18 protein-coding genes are annotated in these 18306 nt (G+C 71.1%); 10 read left to right on the top strand and 8 right to left on the bottom strand.

Annotation, left to right across the window (positions count from 1 at the left end; all coding sequences use genetic code 11):
• The first annotated feature begins 17 nt into the window (after positions 1-17).
• Together M878_RS84870 and M878_RS84865 are read left to right on the top strand one after the other, a co-directional pair.
• Positions 18-833 carry a class I SAM-dependent methyltransferase gene (locus M878_RS84870; RefSeq protein WP_023552267.1) on the top strand — a complete coding sequence of 272 codons (816 nt, stop codon included), beginning with the start codon at positions 18-20 and terminating at the stop codon, positions 831-833.
• Between the two features lie 242 nt (positions 834-1075).
• Complete coding sequence (locus M878_RS84865) at positions 1076-1618, top strand: hypothetical protein (protein WP_023552265.1); 543 nt, start codon at positions 1076-1078, stop codon at positions 1616-1618.
• Positions 1619-1705: 87 nt separating this feature from the next.
• On the opposite strand, the gene M878_RS84860 is transcribed toward M878_RS84865, so the two are convergent.
• Positions 1706-2071: a MerR family transcriptional regulator gene (locus tag M878_RS84860; protein ID WP_023552264.1), complete on the bottom strand. Its 366-nt coding sequence runs from the start codon at positions 2069-2071 to the stop codon at positions 1706-1708.
• 117 nt (positions 2072-2188) lie between these two features.
• On the opposite strand from M878_RS84860, the gene M878_RS84855 reads away from it, so the two are divergent.
• Entirely contained in the window at positions 2189-2644 is a 456-nt protein-coding gene (locus M878_RS84855; protein ID WP_023552262.1) for a hypothetical protein, read from the top strand.
• A gap of 45 nt (positions 2645-2689) precedes the next feature.
• Entirely contained in the window at positions 2690-3502 is an 813-nt protein-coding gene (locus tag M878_RS84850; RefSeq protein ID WP_031226741.1) for a PhzF family phenazine biosynthesis protein, read from the top strand.
• 8 nt (positions 3503-3510) lie between these two features.
• Here M878_RS84850 and M878_RS84845 read toward each other — a convergent pair whose 3' ends face one another.
• Entirely contained in the window at positions 3511-4311 is an 801-nt protein-coding gene (locus M878_RS84845; RefSeq protein WP_023552258.1) for a CPBP family intramembrane glutamic endopeptidase, read from the bottom strand.
• A 172-nt stretch (positions 4312-4483) separates the two neighbouring features.
• Positions 4484-6019: a glutamate-cysteine ligase family protein gene (locus M878_RS84840; protein WP_023552256.1), complete on the bottom strand. Its 1536-nt coding sequence runs from the start codon at positions 6017-6019 to the stop codon at positions 4484-4486.
• Between the two features lie 571 nt (positions 6020-6590).
• On the opposite strand from M878_RS84840, the gene M878_RS84835 reads away from it, so the two are divergent.
• Positions 6591-7190 carry a hypothetical protein gene (locus M878_RS84835; RefSeq protein WP_023552254.1) on the top strand — a complete coding sequence of 200 codons (600 nt, stop codon included), beginning with the start codon at positions 6591-6593 and terminating at the stop codon, positions 7188-7190.
• 290 nt (positions 7191-7480) lie between these two features.
• Positions 7481-7687: a DUF5999 family protein gene (locus tag M878_RS84830; protein WP_023552252.1), complete on the top strand. Its 207-nt coding sequence runs from the start codon at positions 7481-7483 to the stop codon at positions 7685-7687.
• A gap of 121 nt (positions 7688-7808) precedes the next feature.
• On the opposite strand, the gene M878_RS84825 is transcribed toward M878_RS84830, so the two are convergent.
• From M878_RS84825 to M878_RS84815, 3 genes are read right to left on the bottom strand one after another with little or no spacing between them, the layout of a single operon-like run.
• Positions 7809-8639 (bottom strand): carbohydrate ABC transporter permease, encoded by an 831-nt coding sequence (locus M878_RS84825; RefSeq protein WP_031226738.1) that lies wholly within the window; start codon positions 8637-8639, stop codon positions 7809-7811.
• Entirely contained in the window at positions 8636-9631 is a 996-nt protein-coding gene (locus M878_RS84820; RefSeq protein WP_023552248.1) for a carbohydrate ABC transporter permease, read from the bottom strand. Before M878_RS84820 ends, M878_RS84825 begins: the two co-directional genes overlap by 4 nt.
• An 8-nt stretch (positions 9632-9639) precedes the next feature.
• On the bottom strand, positions 9640-10935 hold the full coding sequence (locus tag M878_RS84815; RefSeq protein ID WP_023552246.1) for an extracellular solute-binding protein: 1296 nt from the start codon (positions 10933-10935) through the stop codon (positions 9640-9642).
• A gap of 276 nt (positions 10936-11211) precedes the next feature.
• Between M878_RS84815 and M878_RS84810 the strand changes: the two genes are divergently transcribed.
• From M878_RS84810 to M878_RS84800, 3 genes are all read left to right on the top strand, one after another.
• Positions 11212-11742, top strand: a complete 531-nt coding sequence (locus tag M878_RS84810) for a universal stress protein (protein ID WP_023552244.1) — start codon at positions 11212-11214, stop codon at positions 11740-11742.
• Positions 11743-12522: 780 nt separating this feature from the next.
• Positions 12523-13080, top strand: a complete 558-nt coding sequence (locus M878_RS84805) for a hypothetical protein (RefSeq protein ID WP_023552242.1) — start codon at positions 12523-12525, stop codon at positions 13078-13080.
• Positions 13081-13351: 271 nt separating this feature from the next.
• Positions 13352-15307 carry an APC family permease gene (locus tag M878_RS84800; protein ID WP_023552240.1) on the top strand — a complete coding sequence of 652 codons (1956 nt, stop codon included), beginning with the start codon at positions 13352-13354 and terminating at the stop codon, positions 15305-15307.
• 59 nt (positions 15308-15366) lie between these two features.
• Here the strand turns inward: M878_RS84800 and M878_RS84795 are convergent, their stop codons facing one another.
• Positions 15367-15948: a DUF1707 SHOCT-like domain-containing protein gene (locus M878_RS84795; protein ID WP_023552238.1), complete on the bottom strand. Its 582-nt coding sequence runs from the start codon at positions 15946-15948 to the stop codon at positions 15367-15369.
• Between the two features lie 125 nt (positions 15949-16073).
• On the opposite strand from M878_RS84795, the gene M878_RS84790 reads away from it, so the two are divergent.
• Positions 16074-16469 (top strand): TOBE domain-containing protein, encoded by a 396-nt coding sequence (locus M878_RS84790; protein ID WP_031226737.1) that lies wholly within the window; start codon positions 16074-16076, stop codon positions 16467-16469.
• Positions 16470-16548: 79 nt separating this feature from the next.
• Here M878_RS84790 and M878_RS84785 read toward each other — a convergent pair whose 3' ends face one another.
• Complete coding sequence (locus M878_RS84785; protein WP_023552235.1) at positions 16549-18159, bottom strand: helix-turn-helix domain-containing protein; 1611 nt, start codon at positions 18157-18159, stop codon at positions 16549-16551.
• Positions 18160-18306 lie beyond the last annotated feature (147 nt).

Genomic DNA, 18306 nt, shown 5'->3' with positions numbered 1-18306 from the left:
GGGTGCAGCCGTCGGGAGTGTGGGCCACGGCGGTGGGGGTGGCCAGGGTGCGGGCGCTGGAGACCGAGCGGGAGAACGCGCTGTTCCGCGACCCACTGGCACAGGCCTTCGCAACCGCCGGCGGCCTATGGCCCTCCTCACCACCGCTGCCAGATGACGAGGCCGCGCGCCGCCGCCGGCTGGCCGTGTCGTTCTCCATCGTCATCAGGACGAAGTTCCTCGACGACCTGTTGCAGCAGGCCTCCGCGTCCGGGGTCCGGCAGGTCGTGCTGCTCGGCGCCGGTATGGACAGCCGGGCCTTCCGGATGGACTGGCCCGCGGGCACCCGGCTGTTCGAGGTCGACACCGCCGCGCCACTGGACTTCAAGGCTTCGGTGCTGCGCCAGGAGCGGGCCGTCGCACGCTGCGAGCGGATCACCGTCGCAGTGGATCTGCGTGAGGACTGGCCAGGCGCGCTGGCCGCCGCAGGGCACGACCCGGCGGTGCCGACCGTGTGGATCGCCGAAGGACTGCTGATCTATCTGCCCGAGGACGCGGTGGAGCTGCTGCTGGCCCGGATCAGCGCGCAGTCGGTGGCAGGCAGTCGGATGGGGCTGACGTTGGGCTCGCGGGGCGTGATCGAGCGCTTCGGCGCGGACGCCGAGCCGGGATCGGCGGCGTCCATGTGGGTCTCGGAGATGCCCGACGACCCGGTCGGCTGGCTGGCCGGGCACGGCTGGGAGGCCGACACCCACACCCTGCGCGAGCGCGCCGCCGCCTACGGCCGCCCGATCAGCACCCCGCCGCAGCGCGAGGAGCGTCCCGGCGGACTGATTTCGGCGGTCCGCCGGTAGAGCGCCTCCGGGCGGTCAAACTGCAACGGCAATCGGTCGAGGTTCACTGTCACAGGACAGCCCGTCGCACATCTCGTCCCCGAAGAGGACTCCTCGTCTCGAAGGACGGCTCCTCGTCTCGGAGGAGGACCCCGCTCCCGTCGCCCGGCCGAGCACACCGTGCGGGTCTCGTACCGGCGGCTCATACGAGTGCGCCGCTCAGGCTGGCGAAGAGCGTCGAGGAGTGCCCGAGGATCATTCCCATGAGCCTTCACCCGCCCTCCACTTCCGCCAACTCCGCATCGGCACCGCCCCGTTGGGCCGTCTGGGCCGCGCATCTGACCACGCTGCTGGTCCTGCCGAGCGGGCTGTGGCGCATCGCGTTGGTACCCGGATGCCCCGGCGGCTACACGGCGACGGGCTTCGGGGCCTTCGAGACGTTCGAGGCCAAGGCGTGGATGCTGACACTCAGCATGCTCTGCGAGCTGGCCGCTTTCCTGACGATCGGCCTGGTGCGGCCGTGGGGCGAGGTCGTCCCGCGCTGGATACCGCTGATCGGGGGGCGAAGGGTGCGTCCCCTGGCCGCCGTCGTCCCTGCCGCCCTCGGCGCGGCGGCTCTCACCGTGATCTGGGCCGACGTCCCGTGGTGGTGGACGTATCCGCACGAGGACATGACGCCCACCGGCCATCTGGTCGTAGGCCTTCTCTACCAGCCGCTGGTCCTCTGGGGTCCGCTGACCGCGGCCGTCACGCTCTCCCACCACCGCCGCCGTCGCCCCGCACGGCATCGGGCGACGGCAGCCTGAGGGGTCTCCGTCCGGCATGTCCCTCCCGACGTGCAGTTGCCCGCTCGCTGCCCGCTCCCCGCGCGGGAACACGCTCGCCTGGGCCTCTCAGACCGTCTGTTCCGCCGCCCGCAACGGGCACCCCGTGCTCACGCGGGAGGTCAGGTCCGCGCGGAGTGCGGTCAGTTCGGCCATGCGCGCGTCGATGACCCGGATCTTGTCCTCGAACAGGGCGGACAGGGCCTCGGCACTGTCCGGGGCGTCGCGCAGCTCCTCACCGTGCCGGGCGATCTCGGCCAGGGTGAAGCCGAGCGCCTGCGCAGTGCGGACGTAGCGCAGCCACACCACGGTCTCCGGCGGGAAGTCGCGGTAGCCGTTGGGCAGCCGGTCGCCGTCGAGCAGGCCGATCTTCTCGTAGAAGCGCAGGGTGTCCTTCGACAGCCCCGTACGCGCGGCCAGTTCTCCGATACGCATGACTCCCCCGCCGCTTGGTCCCCACCGGCTCGCTCGACTTGACCTTGGAGCGTACTCCGCTGTCTAGCGTGGGCGGCGCCCGAGTGAGCCCGTCCCAGGAGCCCCGAGGAGCCTCCGATGCCCGCTGCTTCCCCTGTCTTTTCCCCTGCTTCCCCCGCCTATCTGCGCCTCGTCCGCACCAGCGGCTGGTACGACCTGATCGTCACGGCCGGTTTCGCGACGCCCTGGACGTACGCGTTGCTGCATCGCCTGCTGTCGGCCGGCGGCGACGCGGTCGGTCTCGGCGCCCTGCCCGCGCTCACCCCCCTGCAGACCCTGTACGCCAACCTGATGGGCTCGGTCGTGGTGGTCTGGTCCGTCCTGCGTGTCGTACGACCGCTGCCCCTGCACGGTCTGCTCGACGGCACCGCCCGTGCCCTGTTCTCGCTGTGGCAGGCGTACGCGCTGGCGCACGGCGGGCCCGAAGTGCTGTGGCCGTTCCTGGTGCTGGAGGTGTCGTTCGGCGTCGCCCAGCTCGCGCCGTGGGCGTGGGCGCGGGCCGCCGGCGTCCGGGAAACGTGCCAGGACTCGTGAATTGGCCTTGTGCCGAGGGCCGTCGCAGCCACTAGCGTCGGCGTCATGCGCATTCGAATCGTGGACGCCTTCACCGACCGCCCCTTCGCCGGCAACCCGGCCGGAGTCCTGCTCCTCGACGACGTCTTCCCGGCCGACGACTGGCTCCAGAACGTCGCCATGGAGGTCAACCACGCCGAGACGGCGTTCGCCCACCGGCTACCCGGGGGCGGCGAGGCGGACTGGGCGCTGCGCTGGTTCACGCCCGTCGCCGAGGTCGCCATGTGCGGGCACGCCACGCTCGCCACCGCCCACGTCCTGCACACCACCGGCGCCCACGAGGGCCCGGTGCGGTTCACCACCCGCAGCGGCGTGCTCATCGCCACGCCGGCCGCCGACGGCTCGATCACCCTCGACTTCCCGACCGCCCCGCTGACCCGGGTCGAGGTCCCGGCCGGGGTCGCCGAGGCGCTGGGTGCCGAGCCCGTCGCCGCCTTCGACACCGGCGCGAACGTCGGTGACCTGCTCGTGGAACTGGCCGACGAGAAGACCGTCCTCGGCCTCGCGCCGGACCACAGGTCACTCGGCGCCTACTCCTCGCGCGGCGTCATCACCACCGCCCGTGCCGAGGACCCGTCCCGCGGCTACGACTTCGTCTCCCGCTGCTTCTTCCCGAACGTCGGCATCGACGAGGACCCGGTCACCGGCAGCGCCCACACCGCGCTTGCCCCGCACTGGTCGGCGCGCCTCGGCCGCGACAACCTCACCGGGCTGCAGGCCTCCCGCCGCACCGGCCTGGTCCGCACCGGTCTGCGCGGTGATCGCACGCTGCTCACCGGCCGCGCGGTCACGGTCATCGAGGGCGAGCTGCACGCCTGATACGGCGCTCAGGCCGTCGGCAGCCAGCCCACCTTGCCCGCGAGGAGGGCGTAACCGACGAAGGCGCCGATGTCGAGCAGGGAGTGCGCGACGACCAGCGGACCGACCCGCCCCCAGCGGCGGTACAGGTACACGAACACCACGCCCATGACCATGTTTCCGAGGAAGCCGCCGACGCCCTGGTAGAGGTGGTACGAGCCGCGCAGGACCGCGCTGGCCACCAGAGCGGTCCCCGGGCTCCAGCCCAACTGGCCCAGCCTGCGCAGCAGATAGCCGACGACGATGACCTCTTCGAGGACCGCGTTCTGCAGGGCGGACAGGATCAGTACCGGGTACTTCCACCACACGTCCGGCAGCGCCTCGGGGACGACCGTGAGGTTGAAGCCGAGGCCGCGGGCGGCCAGGTAGAAGGCGATCCCGGTGCTGCCGATCACCGCCGCGATCCCGGCGCCCCGGGCCAGGTCGGGCCAGGGGCGGGTGCGGTCGAAGCCGAGGGTGCGCAGGCCCGCGCCCTCGCGCAGCAGCAGGTGGGCGACCAGGGCGACGGGGACCAGCGCGGTGGCGATGCCGAACAGCTGCCAGGCCAGGTCCAGCCAGGGGCGGCCGGGCGCGGCCGAGGCGTTGAGGGTGGCCGCCTGGTTCTTCAGGCCGCCGGGCTTGGTGACCGAGCCGATGAAGCTGATCAGCGCGGAGACCCCGCTCGCCCCCAGCGAGAGCCCGAGCACGAGCAGAGTCTCGTCCCGCAGGATCCGCCGCGGGTCACGCTCGCGCGCCCCGGATGCGGTCACCGAGTCAGCCTCCACCTGCACCCCTGCCTCCCTGCGGCTCACGGGCCCCTGGCCCACCTTCGCCCCGCAAGGATCGCAGAAGCAGATGTGCGGACGGCGTACCGGGCCGCCGCACACGAGCAGCCCCGGCACACCTCACCACGCCAGACGTTCTTTCCGCCAGGACGGCGGGGTCCGCCGGTCTGTACGACGCTCAACCCAGGTCGGCAAAACCCAGCGGAGCGACCCGCTCAGGCAACCCCACCGGCCATGTGTGCACCGGCTCCCCCACATGCATCAGCTCGGCGTACCTCCGCGTCGTGGCGGCGAGCGCGCCGTCACGGTTCAGCCCCTGCTCCAGCGCCCGATGGAAGGTGGCCGCCTGCCAGGACGCCCCGTTCACCCGGCGCCGGCAGCGCTCCTCGATGACGCCCAGGTACAGGTCGCGGTCGGCCGCCTCCACACCCCACGCGTCCAGCCCGGCCGCGGCCAGCGGCAGCAGCTCGTCGCGGATCAGGGTGACCGCGTCGACCACTCCCGTGCCGCCGTAGCGCCCTCGCCGGGGCCATACGAACCGCGCGTCGATGCCGTACCGGCACGCGGTGTCGAAGTTGGCCTCGGCCGCGGCGAAGGGCAACCGGGTCCACACCGGCCGGGACTCCTCGGCGAGGGCGCGGACCAGGCCGTAGTAGAAGGCCGCGTTGGCGATCACATCGGTGATGGTCGGCCCGGCCGGCAGCACCCGGTTCTCCACCCTGAGGTGCGGGACGCCGTCCGCGATGCCGTAGACCGGCCGGTTCCATCGGTAGATCGTGCCGTTGTGCAGCACCAGTTCGGCGAGTCCGGGCGTGCCGCCGGCCGCGACGACGTCCAGCGGCTCCTCGTCGTCGCAGATCGGCAGCAGGGCCGGGAAGTAGCGCAGGTTCTCCTCGAACAGCTCTTGCGCGGAGCTGATCCACCGCTCGCCGAACCAGGTGCGCGGCCGTACGCCCTGTGCCTGCAGTTCGGGCGGGCGGGTGTCGGTGGACTGCAGGAACAGCGGGGGCCGGGACTCGCGCCACAGCTCGCGGCCGAACAGGAACGGCGAGTTGGCGCCGACGGCGATCTGCGCTGCGGTCGCCACCTGCGCCGCGTTCCACACGTCCGCGAACCGTGCCGGGGTGACCTGCAAGTGCAGCTGTACGGAGGTGCACGCGGCCTCCGGGACGATCGACTTGGACGTGCACACGAGGTGCTCCACGCCCTCGATGTCGAGCCGGAAGTCCTCTCCGCGCGCGGCCACGATCTGGTCGTTGAGCAGGGTGTAGCGGTCGACCTCGGAGAGGTTGGCGGAGACCAGGTGGTCGCGGTCGAGCGTGGGCAGGATGCCGATCATGACGATGCCCGCGTCCACCTCACCGGCTTTGCGATCGGCGTAGGCGAGCGAGATGCGCAGTTCCTCGGCGAGCCGGTCGAATACCCGGCCGCCCAATCGGTGTGGGGCGATGTTGACTTCCAGATTGAACATGGCGAGTTCTGTTTGGAAATCGCGGCTCGCGATGCGCTCCAGTACCTGCCCGTTCAACATTTTCGGCATACCGTCGGGTCCAGCGAGATTCAATTCGATCTCGACTCCCATGAGGTTCTTGGGGCGGTCGAATCTCTTCTCGCGCAACAGCCGCTCCAGTCCCGTGAGGCACTTCTGGAGCTTTTCGCGGTAGCGCTGGCGATCGGACAGGTCGAACTGCCCTGCCACGACCTTCTCCCCCATCGAAGTGTCCCTCCTCGGATGGGCGGGCCGACGTTCCGGCCGCCGGGCTCCCGGTCAGTGGGGGGATGATGCCCAGCCGAAGCGATCGATAACGTCCCGTGCGAGCGCGGTGCCCGCTACTCTGTCGGAATGTTCCCCGCGGCACATTCACGGGGCATGCAACAGTCCGCATCTTCGAGTTCCCCGAACTCCTCGTGAAAAACGCCGACGACGTTCGGCCGACCGCTACCCGCGCGTATGGCGAGGTCAGCGGTGGCGCACCGGTCAGGGAACCGGGAGAAGTCCCGCAAATCGACGGCGTATTACCGCCTTGCGTCACTCCCGGAAATCGGATAGACGAAACAACGGCCGAACGGACGTCGTATAAACTTCGCCCACAAGGCAGAAGGCTGACGCCCTCGGTCCTGGTTCCTGCCGTGTTCAGGCCGTCCTGGTGACGGGCGGCAGGCCCGAGCCGCACCCATGCTCACCGACCGGGCCTTCACCCTTTTGGCCTTGCGTGAGCAGACAGCGTCGTCCGCCCCACCCCTCCTCGCGCCGCCGCGCCTGTCGAATGAGAGAGGCGACCCATATGCCGCTGCACGTGCCCCCTGCCCCCGCGCCCGCCCTGCGTTCCGTCCTCGCCGCCCTCGGCTCACCCACCGCGGTCCGTGAGGCCCGCACCCCCTCCCTGCGTGCCGCGCAGGGCCCGACGACACCCGAACTCCCGCTGCCCGTGCATGTCCTGGACCGGATCACCGCGCAGGGCCTGTCCGCGACCCGGCTGGCCGGCTGGCGCTTCCTGATACGGTCCGGCGAGCGTGCGGTGGCCGCGGCCGAGACCATGCTCACACCCGACGGCTGGGCCTTCTCGCACTTCTTCGAGGGTCCCTACGTCACCTCCACCGAGCGCGCCGTGCAGCAGGCCGAGACGCTGCAACAGCCCTACCAGGCCAGACTGCTGTCGGTACCCGGTCTGTACATGCTCACCCTGTGGCTGCACGGCGACACAGGCGCCGACGGAGCCGAGGGGCATCCGGCCGACACCGATCTGCTCGTCCCGCTGGCGCCGGCTCCGCCCGGCATACCGACACACCGCCCGTTCCCGGTCACGGAGTTGCTGCCGGTGCTGACCCAGCGCGCGACTCCGGTGCCGCTGCTGGGGCCACCGGTGCTGGGCTCGCCCGCCTGAGGACCGCGCGACGGCCGCGTCGTACCCCGCTTGCCCGGAAGGGGAGCGGGGTACGTTCATGTCAGGGCGTCTGGCAGCCTGTATGGACTAGCCCCATCCGGCCACTGCGAACCACCCAAAGGGACAGTGCACTTGGACTGAACCGTCCGCCCGGGTGACGCGTCATGAACCTGTGAGAAGCGGTGCCGCGAAATCCCTGCGGAATGACGCCCAGGGGGCAACACTGGGTTCCGACCGACTTATCACCACGGGGGATGGCCATGACCACGACAGAGCGAAAGATCCCACCCATGTGCCAGCACCAGCCGCCGTGTCCACCAGCCGAGTCCGCCGACCGGGAGTCCGCCCGTCTCGTGGCGCACCACCCGGAGCAGGGATGGAGTCTGCTGTGCAACGGCGTCCTGCTCTTCGAGGACACCGGTGAGCTGCTGCCCGACGGCCGGATCATCGGTCCGCACCGCCCGCCGGGTGCGGACCAAGTGATGACCGCCGCCTGAGCGGAGGACGAGCGACCTCCAGGGGCCGGCCGCACCCGTCTGGTGCGCACCGGCCCCGACGCGTGTCCGGGGGTGGTCACGGTCGGTGACCGCACATCGGCGGAGCGCCTCGTACGGCGGCTCACCCCTTGGTGGCACCCGCGGTGAGACCGCCGACGAGCTGGCGTTCGGCGACCGAGTAGAAGGCCAGGGCGGGGACCATGGCGAGCACGAGGTAGGCGAAGACGCGCGCGGTGTCGGCGGAGTACTGGCCCTGGAACTGCTGCACCCCGATCGGAATGGTCCACCAGGTGGAGTCGGTGAACACCAGCAGCGGCAGAAAGAAGTTGTTCCAGCTGGTGACGAGGGCGAGGACGGAGACCGTGCCGAGCGCCGGCCGGGCCATCGGCAGCAGTACCCGCCAGAAGAACCCGAGCGGTCCGCAGCCGTCGAGCGTGGCCGCCTCCTCCAGCTCGCCCGGGATCTGCCGGAAGAAGCCGCGCAGGATGATGATCGTCATCGGCAGCCCGAACGCGGCCTGCGGAAGGATCACACCCAGCGGGTTGTCCAGCAGCCCCAGCGACCGCAGCAGCAGGAACAGCGGCAGCGCCGCCACCGCGAACGGGAACATCAGCCCCATCGTGAACAGCGTGAACAGCGCTTCCCGGCCCCGGAAGGCGAAACGCGCGAAGGAGAAGGCGGCGAGCGCGGAGACCGCGACGACGAGCAGCGTCGTACCGACCGCGATCAGCGTGCTGTTGCCGACCAGCCGCCAGAAGGAGCCCGAGCCGAGGATGTCGCCGTAGTTGGCGAACACCCAGGGGCTGGGCAGTCCCACCGGGTTGCGGGACAGCTGGTCGGTGGACTTGAAGCCGGAGAGCAGCGCGTACAGCAGCGGTACGGCCATCACCGCGCCGACCGCCACCAGGACCACATGCCCAGGCAGCGTACGGCCCCTGCGGCGGACGCTCATGTTCCCGCTCCCCTCATGTTCGTGGTGGCCCCTTCGAGGTCGCGGCGCAGGACGAACCGCTGGTAGGCGAGGGCGAAGACGAGACTGATGGCGAACATGACCACGCTGATCGCGCTGGCGTAGCCGACCTGGTAGCGCTTGAAGCCGTACTGGAACATGGTCACGGCCATCGTCTCGGAATGGTGGTCGGGGCCGCCCGCGGTGACCACCCACACCAGGTCGAACAGCTGGATCGACCCGATCACGGACAGGAAGACACTGATCCGCAGGGTGGGCGCGAGCAGCGGCAGGGTGATGTACCGGAAACGCTGCCAGGGGTTCGCGCCGTCGACGATCGCCGCCTCGGTCAACTCGGCGGGCAGGGCCTGGAGTCCGGCCAGGTAGAGCATCATGTGGAAGCCGAAATACTTCCATGTCATGACGAGGAAGAGCGTGGCCAGCACGGTGGAGGTGCCGGCGAACCACTGGCCGCCGAGCCCGCCGAGGCCGATGGCCTTGAGGACATGGTCGGCCAGACCCTCGTCCGGAGCGAAGATGATGCTGAACAGCACGCCGGTGACGGCCTCGGACAGCACGTACGGCGCGAAGAACAGCATCCGGTACACCGCCCGGCCGCGCACCTTCTGGTTGAGCAGCACGGCCATGGCGAGCGCGAACGGCAGCTGCAGCGCCAGCGAGAGCACGACGAGCAGCAGACACCGCCACAGGTCGCCGAGGAACACGGGATCCTGCAGCAGACGGCTGAAGTTGTCGGTGCCGGTGTAGTCCGACGGCATCCCGAAGCCGCCCCAGCGGAAGAAGGACGCGTACAACGCGAACAGGATCGGCAGCAGCACCAGGACGCCGAAGAGCGCGAGGGCGGGCAGCTGGAGGCCGACGGCGGTGAGCCAGTGCAGGGTGCGTCGCCGAGCGGCGTGCGTCACCGGGGCCGCCGGGACGGCGTCGGGTCCCGTCCGTCCGCTTCGCTCGTCCGGGAGGAAGGTAGAGGTCATCGCGCGCCCTACTGCTCGTCCTTCGCGGCCTTGGTGAGCGACTCCGTGACCTGCCGCGGGGACTTGGACCCGGCGATCAGCCCGGCCACGCTGTCGTTGACCTGCTGGCCGAGGGCGGGGGCGTAGGCCTGGTCGAGATAGAGCTGGAAGCCGGTGGCGCCCTTCAACCGGGCCTGTACGGCCTTGACGCGGGGGTCGGTGAGGGCGCTCTCGGCCGCCGGTACGACCGGCAGGACGCCGGTCTTCCGCACCAGTTCGCGGTCGGTGGTCGCGGAGGCGAAGAACTCCAGGAAGTCCACGGCCGCCTGCGGGGCGCCCTTGCGCAGGGCGTGGCCGCCGCCTCCGCCGAACACCTCGGTGATCCTCCCGGCGCCGCCCTCGACCTCGGGGAACGGGAAGAAGCCGAGGTCCGCGCCGAGCCCCTTGCCCGCGTCCGCCTCCACGACGGGCGCCCACTGGCCCATGAGTTCCATGGCCGCCTTGCCGTTGCCGACGGTCGCCGCCTGCCCGGTCGGGGAGGAATAGGCGGCTCCGAGGAAGCCCTTCTGGAAGGGCTGGAGGCCGACGAGGTCCTTCAGGTGCTGCCCGGCCTGGACGAATCCGGCGCCGCCGAAGTCCCTGTCGTCGTTGGCCTTGTGCAGGGCGTCCACGCCCGCGGTGCGCATCGCGAGGTAGGCCCAGTAGAACATGCCGGTCCAGCTCTCCTTGCCGGCCAGCGCGAGCGGGGTGATGCCGGCGGACTTGAGCTTCCGCACGGCGTCCAGGAAGGCGCTCCAGGTGGTCGGGGGCGCGCCGATGCCGGCTCTCTTGAAGAGCGCCTTGTTGTACCAGAAGCCGACCATGCCGATGTCGAACGGGATGCCGTACAGCTTGTCGCCGAGGACGTACGGCTGCCTCGCCACCGGCAGCAGGCCGTCGGCCCAGGGCTCGGTGCGGTCGGTGAGGTCCTCGACCAGCCCCGCGTCCACCTGCTGCCCCAGCACTCCGCCGCCCCAGGTGTGGAAGATGTCCGGCAGCTTCCCGGAGGCGGTCAGCGCGGTCATCTTCGACTTGTAGGCGTCGTTCTCCAGCTGGACGATCTTGATCCTGACCTTGGGGCTCTGGGCCTCGAACCGCTTGGCCAGGTTCGCCCAGACGGACTTGGCAGGCTCCGTGGTCGAGATGTTCCACCACTCGATCGTGGTCGTCCCCGAGGACGACCCTCCGTCCGAGTCGCCGCCGCAGCCGCTGAGCGCGGTCACACCGAGACCGGCTGCGACGGAGGCCGCCAGAAAGCCGCGGCGGGACAGTGCGGGGTCGCCCATCGTGTGCTCCTTCGAAACTTTCGGAGTTGCCCATGGAGAGGGTGCTGACCGAGAAGAGCGGGCCACCTCATGTCGCTGCCCGCCCGCTGCAGCTAGAAGAGGTGCCGAAACATTCGCTTCAAATACCGAATGTTCCGAAAGGCGACTCTAGGAACGGGTGTCGGGAGCGTCAAGGTGTCGCGCAGGAGGTTGCGGGGCCCGGAAAGAGAGGGTCCGCCCGGCTGGTCGAATCGCCGGGACGGGAGTGGGATGGAAGGGAGGAAGCAAGGGGGAGTGATGTCCGGTTACGACGCCTCGGCGGCCGCTCGGGTGGTGGTCGGTGTGAGCGGCTCCCTTGGCAGCGTCACGGCCCTGCGGCGGGCCACCGCGCTCGCCCGCCGGCTGGGAGCGGAACTGTGGCCCGTGCTGGCCTGGGAGCCGCCGGGCGGTGACCCCGCCGCGCGCCGCTCCCCCGCCGCCGGTCTGCTGATCGAGGACTGGCAGCGGCTGGCCAGACAGCGGCTGACCGCGGTGCTCGACGAGATCTTCGGCGGAGATGCCCCCGGTGTGCCGATGCACGCGCTGGTCGTCCGCGGCGCTCCGGGCCCGGCGCTGGTGGCGACCGCGGACCGGGAGGACGACGTCCTGGTCGTGGGCGCGGGCCGACGCGGTCTGCAGCGCGCCTTCTCGGGCCGGGTCTGCCGCCACTGCCTGGCCCACGCGGTCTGCCCGGTCCTCGCGGTGCCCCCGTCACCGCTGGAGTCAGAACTGATGTCCGTGCACCGGCGGTACACCTGGCATCTGCGCATGGATATACGGGGGTTGTGACGGCGGCACTGGGGACGGCGCGCTCGGGAGGGCCGCACTGGAGGCGGTGGAGAGTTGGAAAAGCCACGCTGGGGCCTGTCCGGCGGATCCGGTCACGGGAAATCGACGGCGCCTCATCGGCGCAGGTGAGCGGGGGCGATGGGGGTGCCCCCACGCTCTTAGGGCAGTAGGGCAGGGCGTGCCGGCCCCCGCGTCCGCGACACGATCCGCCGGACAGGCCTTAGAGGCAGTACGGGTTTGGGAGGGCCTTGCCGGACGCAGCGCGAGCTCGGGGAGGCCGCCCTGGGGGTGTGGGGGCAGCGCACCGGGGAGCCCAGAGTCACGGCGCTGTCGGGCGCATCGGGGTCGCCTGGGTCGCAGGGTGCGCTGGGCTTGCCGGGTGCGTGGGCTGGCCGGGCGCACTGGGTCGCAGGGTGCGTGGGCTGGCCGGGCCCACTGGGGCCTCGGGCCCGCTGAGGCAGACCGAGCGCACTGGGGCCTCGGGCCCGCTGAGGCAGACCGAGCGCACTGCCGTCTCCGGGCACACTGAGTCCCCAGGCGTGCTGAAGCCACGGGGCGCATGGGAATCCCGGGCACGCTGAAGCCACGGGGCGCATGAGGATCCCGGGCGCGTTGAGGTCGCCGGGTGCACTGAGCCCCCGGAGGCGCGTTGCGGTCGCGGTTCCCCTGTGCGCTTGGGTGCCGTTGTGCGCTTGGGTTCCGTCAAAATGCGTACGCCGGCCGTCAGGATGCCGTCAACGGACGCTCCGGCGGGGCCAGGGGCTGTCTAACGTCTCAGCCATGGAGCGCCGCGACGACACACCCATCCGGTCCACGGGCTCGCCCCCGGCCGGAACCGTCGGTGTGGCGTACGACCGCGACTGGCGAGCGGATGTGCGCGCGGCACTTCGCTGTGCCGGTGCGCTGCTCGGGCTGTTGCTGCTCGTCGACTGGGCCGCCGGTTCCCTCACATGGTGGCGCGGCGCCCTCTGGGTCGTGCTCGCGCTGCTGTTGCTGCTCGTCCTGTTCCCGGTACGGGTGTCGGCCGGTGCGGGCTGGCTGGCCGTGCGGCGCCTGCTGGTCACCCGCCGGGTCCGTACCGATCTGCTGACCGCGGTGCGCCCGCTGGACGGCGTCGCGCAGCGCCTGATCCTGCGTGACGCCCTCGGCAACCGGGTCGAGGTCGACCCCGGGGTCCTGATCCGCAATCCGAACCTGTGGTACCTGCTCGACGAGGGCGTACGGGTCTCCGAGGCGGCCGGCACCCTGCTGTGCGGCACGACGGCCCTGCACCGCCTCGCCCGCCGCGTCGACAGCGAGACGGCCCTGTGTGTGTTCCGGGTCTCCGGCATGGACTGATGAGGTGGTGTTTCCGGCGCTCTGACAGGGTGACACTCGGTGGCCGTCCCTGGGTCGACGCCCCGACGATTACCCCGAACGGCCGTGTTCCCGGCATACCTCTCCGGCCTCACGTTCTTGATGCGGCTCTGCCCCTTCCGGGCCATTCTTAACGCAAGTTTGACGCCTCCCGCGCCCGGATCCATGGGCCCAGACGTCACTCTCTGCATACGCTGGTGCCGCCGTCCGCGTGATGGCTGGAAAGAGCTGAGCCGCACACAGGAGCACGCCGATGGCCACGACCGAACACCCCCCACCCAGTCGCTTGCGCAACTGGATGCTGGAGGGGCTGGCCGACATGGGCAAGCACGGCGGCCACACCGGGCCCCACGCCGAACCCGAGCCCCCGCACAAGGGCCAGCGCTGGTGGCGCGTGATGTGCCTGACGGGTGTCGACTACTTCTCCACCCTCGGCTACCAGCCGGGTATCGCGGCGCTCGCGGCCGGGCTGCTCTCCCCCATCGCCACGCTGGTCCTCGTCGTCGTCACCCTGGCGGGCGCCCTCCCGGTGTACCGCCGGGTGGCGGAGGAGAGCCCGCACGGCGAGGGTTCCATCGCGATGCTGGAGCGGCTGCTGTCCTTCTGGAAGGGCAAGCTGTTCGTCCTGACGCTGCTGGGCTTCGCCGCCACGGACTTCCTGATCACGATCACTCTGTCGGCCGCCGACGCCTCCACCCACCTCATCGAGAACCCGCACCTGACCAGCGTCCTGCACGGGCAGCAGATGGTGATCACCCTGCTGCTGGTCGCTCTGCTGGGCGCGGTGTTCCTCAAGGGCTTCCTGGAGGCCATCGGCGTCGCGGTCGCCCTGGTGGTGGTCTATCTCGCCCTGAACGCCGTGGTCGTGGTCGTCGGCATGTACCACGTGCTCACCGCCGGGCACGTGGTCACCGACTGGACCAGCGCCCTGACCACCGAGCACGGCAACGTCTTCGCCATGGTCGGCGTCTCCCTCCTGGTCTTCCCGAAACTCGCCCTCGGTCTGTCCGGTTTCGAGACCGGCGTCGCTGTGATGCCGCACGTCCAGGGCGACCCGGACGACACCGAGGAGAAGCCGACCGGCCGTATCCGGGACACCAAGAAGCTGCTGACGGCCGCCGCGCTGATCATGAGCGTGTTCCTCATCGCCACGAGCTTCATCACGACCGTGCTCATCCCGGCGGACGAGTTCAAGACCGGCGGACAGGCCAACGGACGAGCCCTGGCATTTCTGGCCCACGAGTACCTCGGCGGCGCTTTCGGCACGGTCTACGACCTCTCCACGATCGCCATCCTGTGGTTCGCCGGCGCCTCCGCCATGGCCGGCCTGCTGAACCTCATGCCGCGCTATCTGCCCCGCTACGGCATGGCCCCGCACTGGGCCCGCGCCGTGCGCCCGATGGTGATCGTCTTCACCCTGGTCGCCTTCCTGGTCACCTGGCTCTTCGACGCCAACGTCGACGCGCAGGGCGGCGCCTATGCCACCGGTGTGCTGGTGCTGATGTCCTCCGCGGCGATCGCGGTGACCATCGCCGCCCGCAGGGCCGGGCAGCGCGGCTGGACCATCGGCTTCGCCGCCGTCTCGGCGGTCCTGCTCTACGTCACCGTCGTGAACGTCATCGAGCGCCCGGACGGTGTGAAGATCGGCGCCTGCTTCATCGCGGGCATCATGCTGGTCTCCTTCCTGTCGCGCCTCGCCCGTGCCTTCGAGCTGCGCGTGACCCATGTGACGCTCGACCCGCTGGCGGAACGATTCATCAGAGATATGGCCAGCCGCAAGATGCGGTTCATCGCCAACGAGCCGGGCAACCGCGACAAGGCCGAGTACCGCGACAAGATCGAGCAGATCCGCGCCGACAACGACATGCCCGAGCAGGAGGACTTCGTCTTCGTCGAGGTCACCCTGACCGACCCCTCCGAGTTCGAGGCGGGCATGACCGTGCGCGGCGAGGTGCTGCACGACCGCTACCGCGTGCTGACCCTGGAGTCCGCCTCCATCTCCAACGCCCTGGCGGCCCTTCTCCTGCATGCCCGCGACATGACGGGCTGCACCCCGCACATCTACTTCGAGTGGACCGAGGGCAATCCGTTCGCCAACTTCCTGCGCTTCTTCCTCTTCGGGCAGGGCGAGGTCGCCCCGGTGACCCGTGAGGTCCTGCGCGAAGCGGAACCGAACCGAGTCCGCCGACCGCGCGTGCACACCGGCTGAAACCCGGCGGGCCTCGACAGGGGCTCGCCCTCCGCCGGCCCCCCCGTGCGCCGCGTGGCCTACCTGCCGAACCACCGCCTGGGCGGCCGTGCCTCCAGCCGCCCCATGCTGAGCCGGCCGTGTATCTCCACGCGGAGCACGACCGGGGCCCCCGGATCGCGGGCCGGGCGCACCTTGGTCTTGCCGTAGCCCATCACCAGCGAGTCGGCGTCCACGACCACACCGGGCCGGGTGATCAGCCGCAGGGTGCCACCCGTCATGTCCAGGTCGATACGCAGGGTGTCGTGCGTGATCACCGCGCTGGAGAAGTCGAGGGTCACATGCCCCCAGACCGAGGCGATCCCCATCCGGCGCGGCACCACCCAGCCGTCCGCACGCACGGTGGAGGCGCCCTGCTGCTCGATCCGGACGACGTCCTTGGCCGCAGGTGCCGCACCGGCCTCCTCCGGAAGGTCGGCGGTGAGCACCGCCAGCTCGCCGAGCGTGCGCGCCGACAGCGCGGCCGCTACGCGCTCGTCCAGCTCCTCGGCCGTGATCCGGCCGTCTCCGGCGGCGCCTGTCAGCACGTCCACCACCCGGTCCCGGTCCGCGTGCGAGGCGCGCAGCCCGGACGACGTCTCCGTGGGCAGCTCGGCCGCCATTCCCTCACCCCGATTCAGAACGTCCCCTCAGGGAGCCGAAATCACAGACTAACGCCATATCGCGTTATACCCAACGGCCAACCCCAGGTCCACGGTTCCGAGGGGGTGGCCCTATCGTGACCGGCATGCAGTCCTACACGATCGGCCAGGCGGCACGGCTGCTCGGCGTGAGCCCGGACACCGCCCGCCGCTGGGCCGACGCGGGCCGGGTGGCGACCCATCGCGACGAGTCCGGGCGGCGGCTCATCGACGGCGGGGACCTCGCCGCGTTCTCCGTCGAACTGGCCAGGGCGGGCAGCGGCGAGGAAGACGCCCCTTACACCTCCGTCCGCAACGCGTTTCCCGGCATCGTCACGGCGATCAAGCTCGGTGACGTCGCCGCCCAGGTGGAGATCCAGGCGGGCCCGCACCGGCTGGTGTCGCTGCTGACCCGGGAAGCCGTCGAGGAACTGGGCCTGGAGGTCGGCATGGAGGCCACCGCGCGCGTGAAGTCCACCAACGTGCACATCGACCGCGTCTGACCCGTCACACCCCTGCCCTCACCGGCACGCCCCGCCCTCACCGGCGCATCAACCGCTCACGCCGGCACATCAACCGACCTCACCGGCACATCAGCGCCGCCCACAGATCCAGCCGGTCCCGCAGCCGGGACAGGTCGCGCCCGGTGAGCCGCTCGATGCGTTCCACCCGGTAGTGCACGGTGTTGACGTGCAGATGCAGCTCCTGGGCCGTACGCGCCCAGGAGCCGTCGCAGGCCAGGAAGGTCTCCAGGGTGCTCAGCAGGGCGGCGATGGCGGGCCGGTCGCTCTCCAGCAGCGGGCCGAGGACCTTGCGGCTGTAGGCGGCGCGCACATCGGCCGGAACCCCCGTGAGCAGGGAGTCGAGAGTGGTGAGGGAACCGGCGTCGATCAGGCGGGAGGCGCCGGGCGCGGTGCTGCGGGCCGAGGTGAGGGCGTAGCGGGCCTGCGCCAGCGCGCCGCCGAGACCCTCGGGTTCCGTCGCGGGCACCCCGATGCCGCCGTGCAGCACGATGCCGGGCGCACAGTCGGCGACCAGCGGCCATACCTCGTCCGCCAAGCCGTCTGCCCAGCCGTCCGCCAGCCCACCGGAGAGCACCGCGAAGGCGCACCCGTCCGGCAGCCGCCCCACGACGACCGCCACGGCGGAAGTCCCCTCACCCTCGTTCGCGCCGCCGGCCGGCTCCGCCCCGGCGGCGCCGCCCGCCTCCACCAGATGCCCGGCCACCTCGGCCAACGCCCCCTCGGCGAGCAGCACTTCGCCCACCGCCGACTGCGGCGCCCCCGGCGGTCGTATCGCCGCGTCCGCGACGATCACCTGATACCGCCCCGCCTCCGGGAGCCCGCACCGGCGCAGCGCCGCCTCCACGGCCGCGTCCTCCCGCTCGCCCGGAGCGGCCAGCAGCGCCCCGAGTTCGTCCGCCGCGCGCGACCCGGCCGACGGACGCCGGGCACCGGCCTCCTGACAGCGCGCCAGTACGGCGGCGACCTCGTGCAGCATGCGCGGTGGGGCACCGTCGGGATCGGGCAGGTACAGCAGCCAGCGCTCGTACGCGGACACACCGCCGGCGTCGACGGAGGCGGTCACCCCGGACCCGCCCGCGACGAGTGCGACCGCCTCCCGGGCCGGCACGGCCGCCGTGCCCGCCGTGGCCGCGACCGTCCGCCCGGACGGGGTGAAGACATACGCGGCGGTCCCGCCGAGGTGGGCGAAGGCCGCGGTGAGTACGGCGTCCGGCCCGGCCTCCTGAGCGAGCAGCCGGCTCAGCCGTACGCGGGTGTTCTCCGGCAGCGCGTGATGCCGGCTCAGCCCGCCCCACTGGCGCAGATACACGGTGTCCGTGATCGACCGGAACATGATGTGCGCCGGCACCCCGGCCACCGGCACCCGGTGCCGTACGCAGGCCTCGACCAGGTCGTGCGGCACGCTTCCATGGGTCTCCTCGCCCGCGAGCAGCGCGGCCGCCCCCGCGTCCTTGAGCGCCGAGACGAACCGCTCCGCCTTGCCGGAGGCGCCGTCGGGCGACCACCACACCAGCCCGCTGAGCACCACCTCGCCGGGCCGCACGAACCGGGCCGGGTCCTCCAGGTCCGTGACGGTCACTCCGCTGATTTCACGCCTCAGCAGCGCGTCCTCCGCCCACAGCAGGCGCAGGCCGAGGGAGGCGTCCCCCAGGAGGTGTTCGACGTGCATGTGCTGGCTCCTCGTGCGGCCGCCGGGCGGCGAGCAGACCGCCTGGCATCTCGCATTCGCAAGCCGAGTGCGAGAGGAGACATCTTAAATGCAAGCTTCTGGCAGCGGAATGCCTCTTGGTGGATCCTCCAGCGGGAGCTGCCGTGG

It is taken from the genome of Streptomyces roseochromogenus subsp. oscitans DS 12.976 (genome assembly GCF_000497445.1).
Classification (GTDB): Bacteria; Actinomycetota; Actinomycetes; order Streptomycetales; family Streptomycetaceae; genus Streptomyces; species Streptomyces oscitans.
This window is presented reverse-complemented; position numbering and strand designations above follow the sequence as displayed.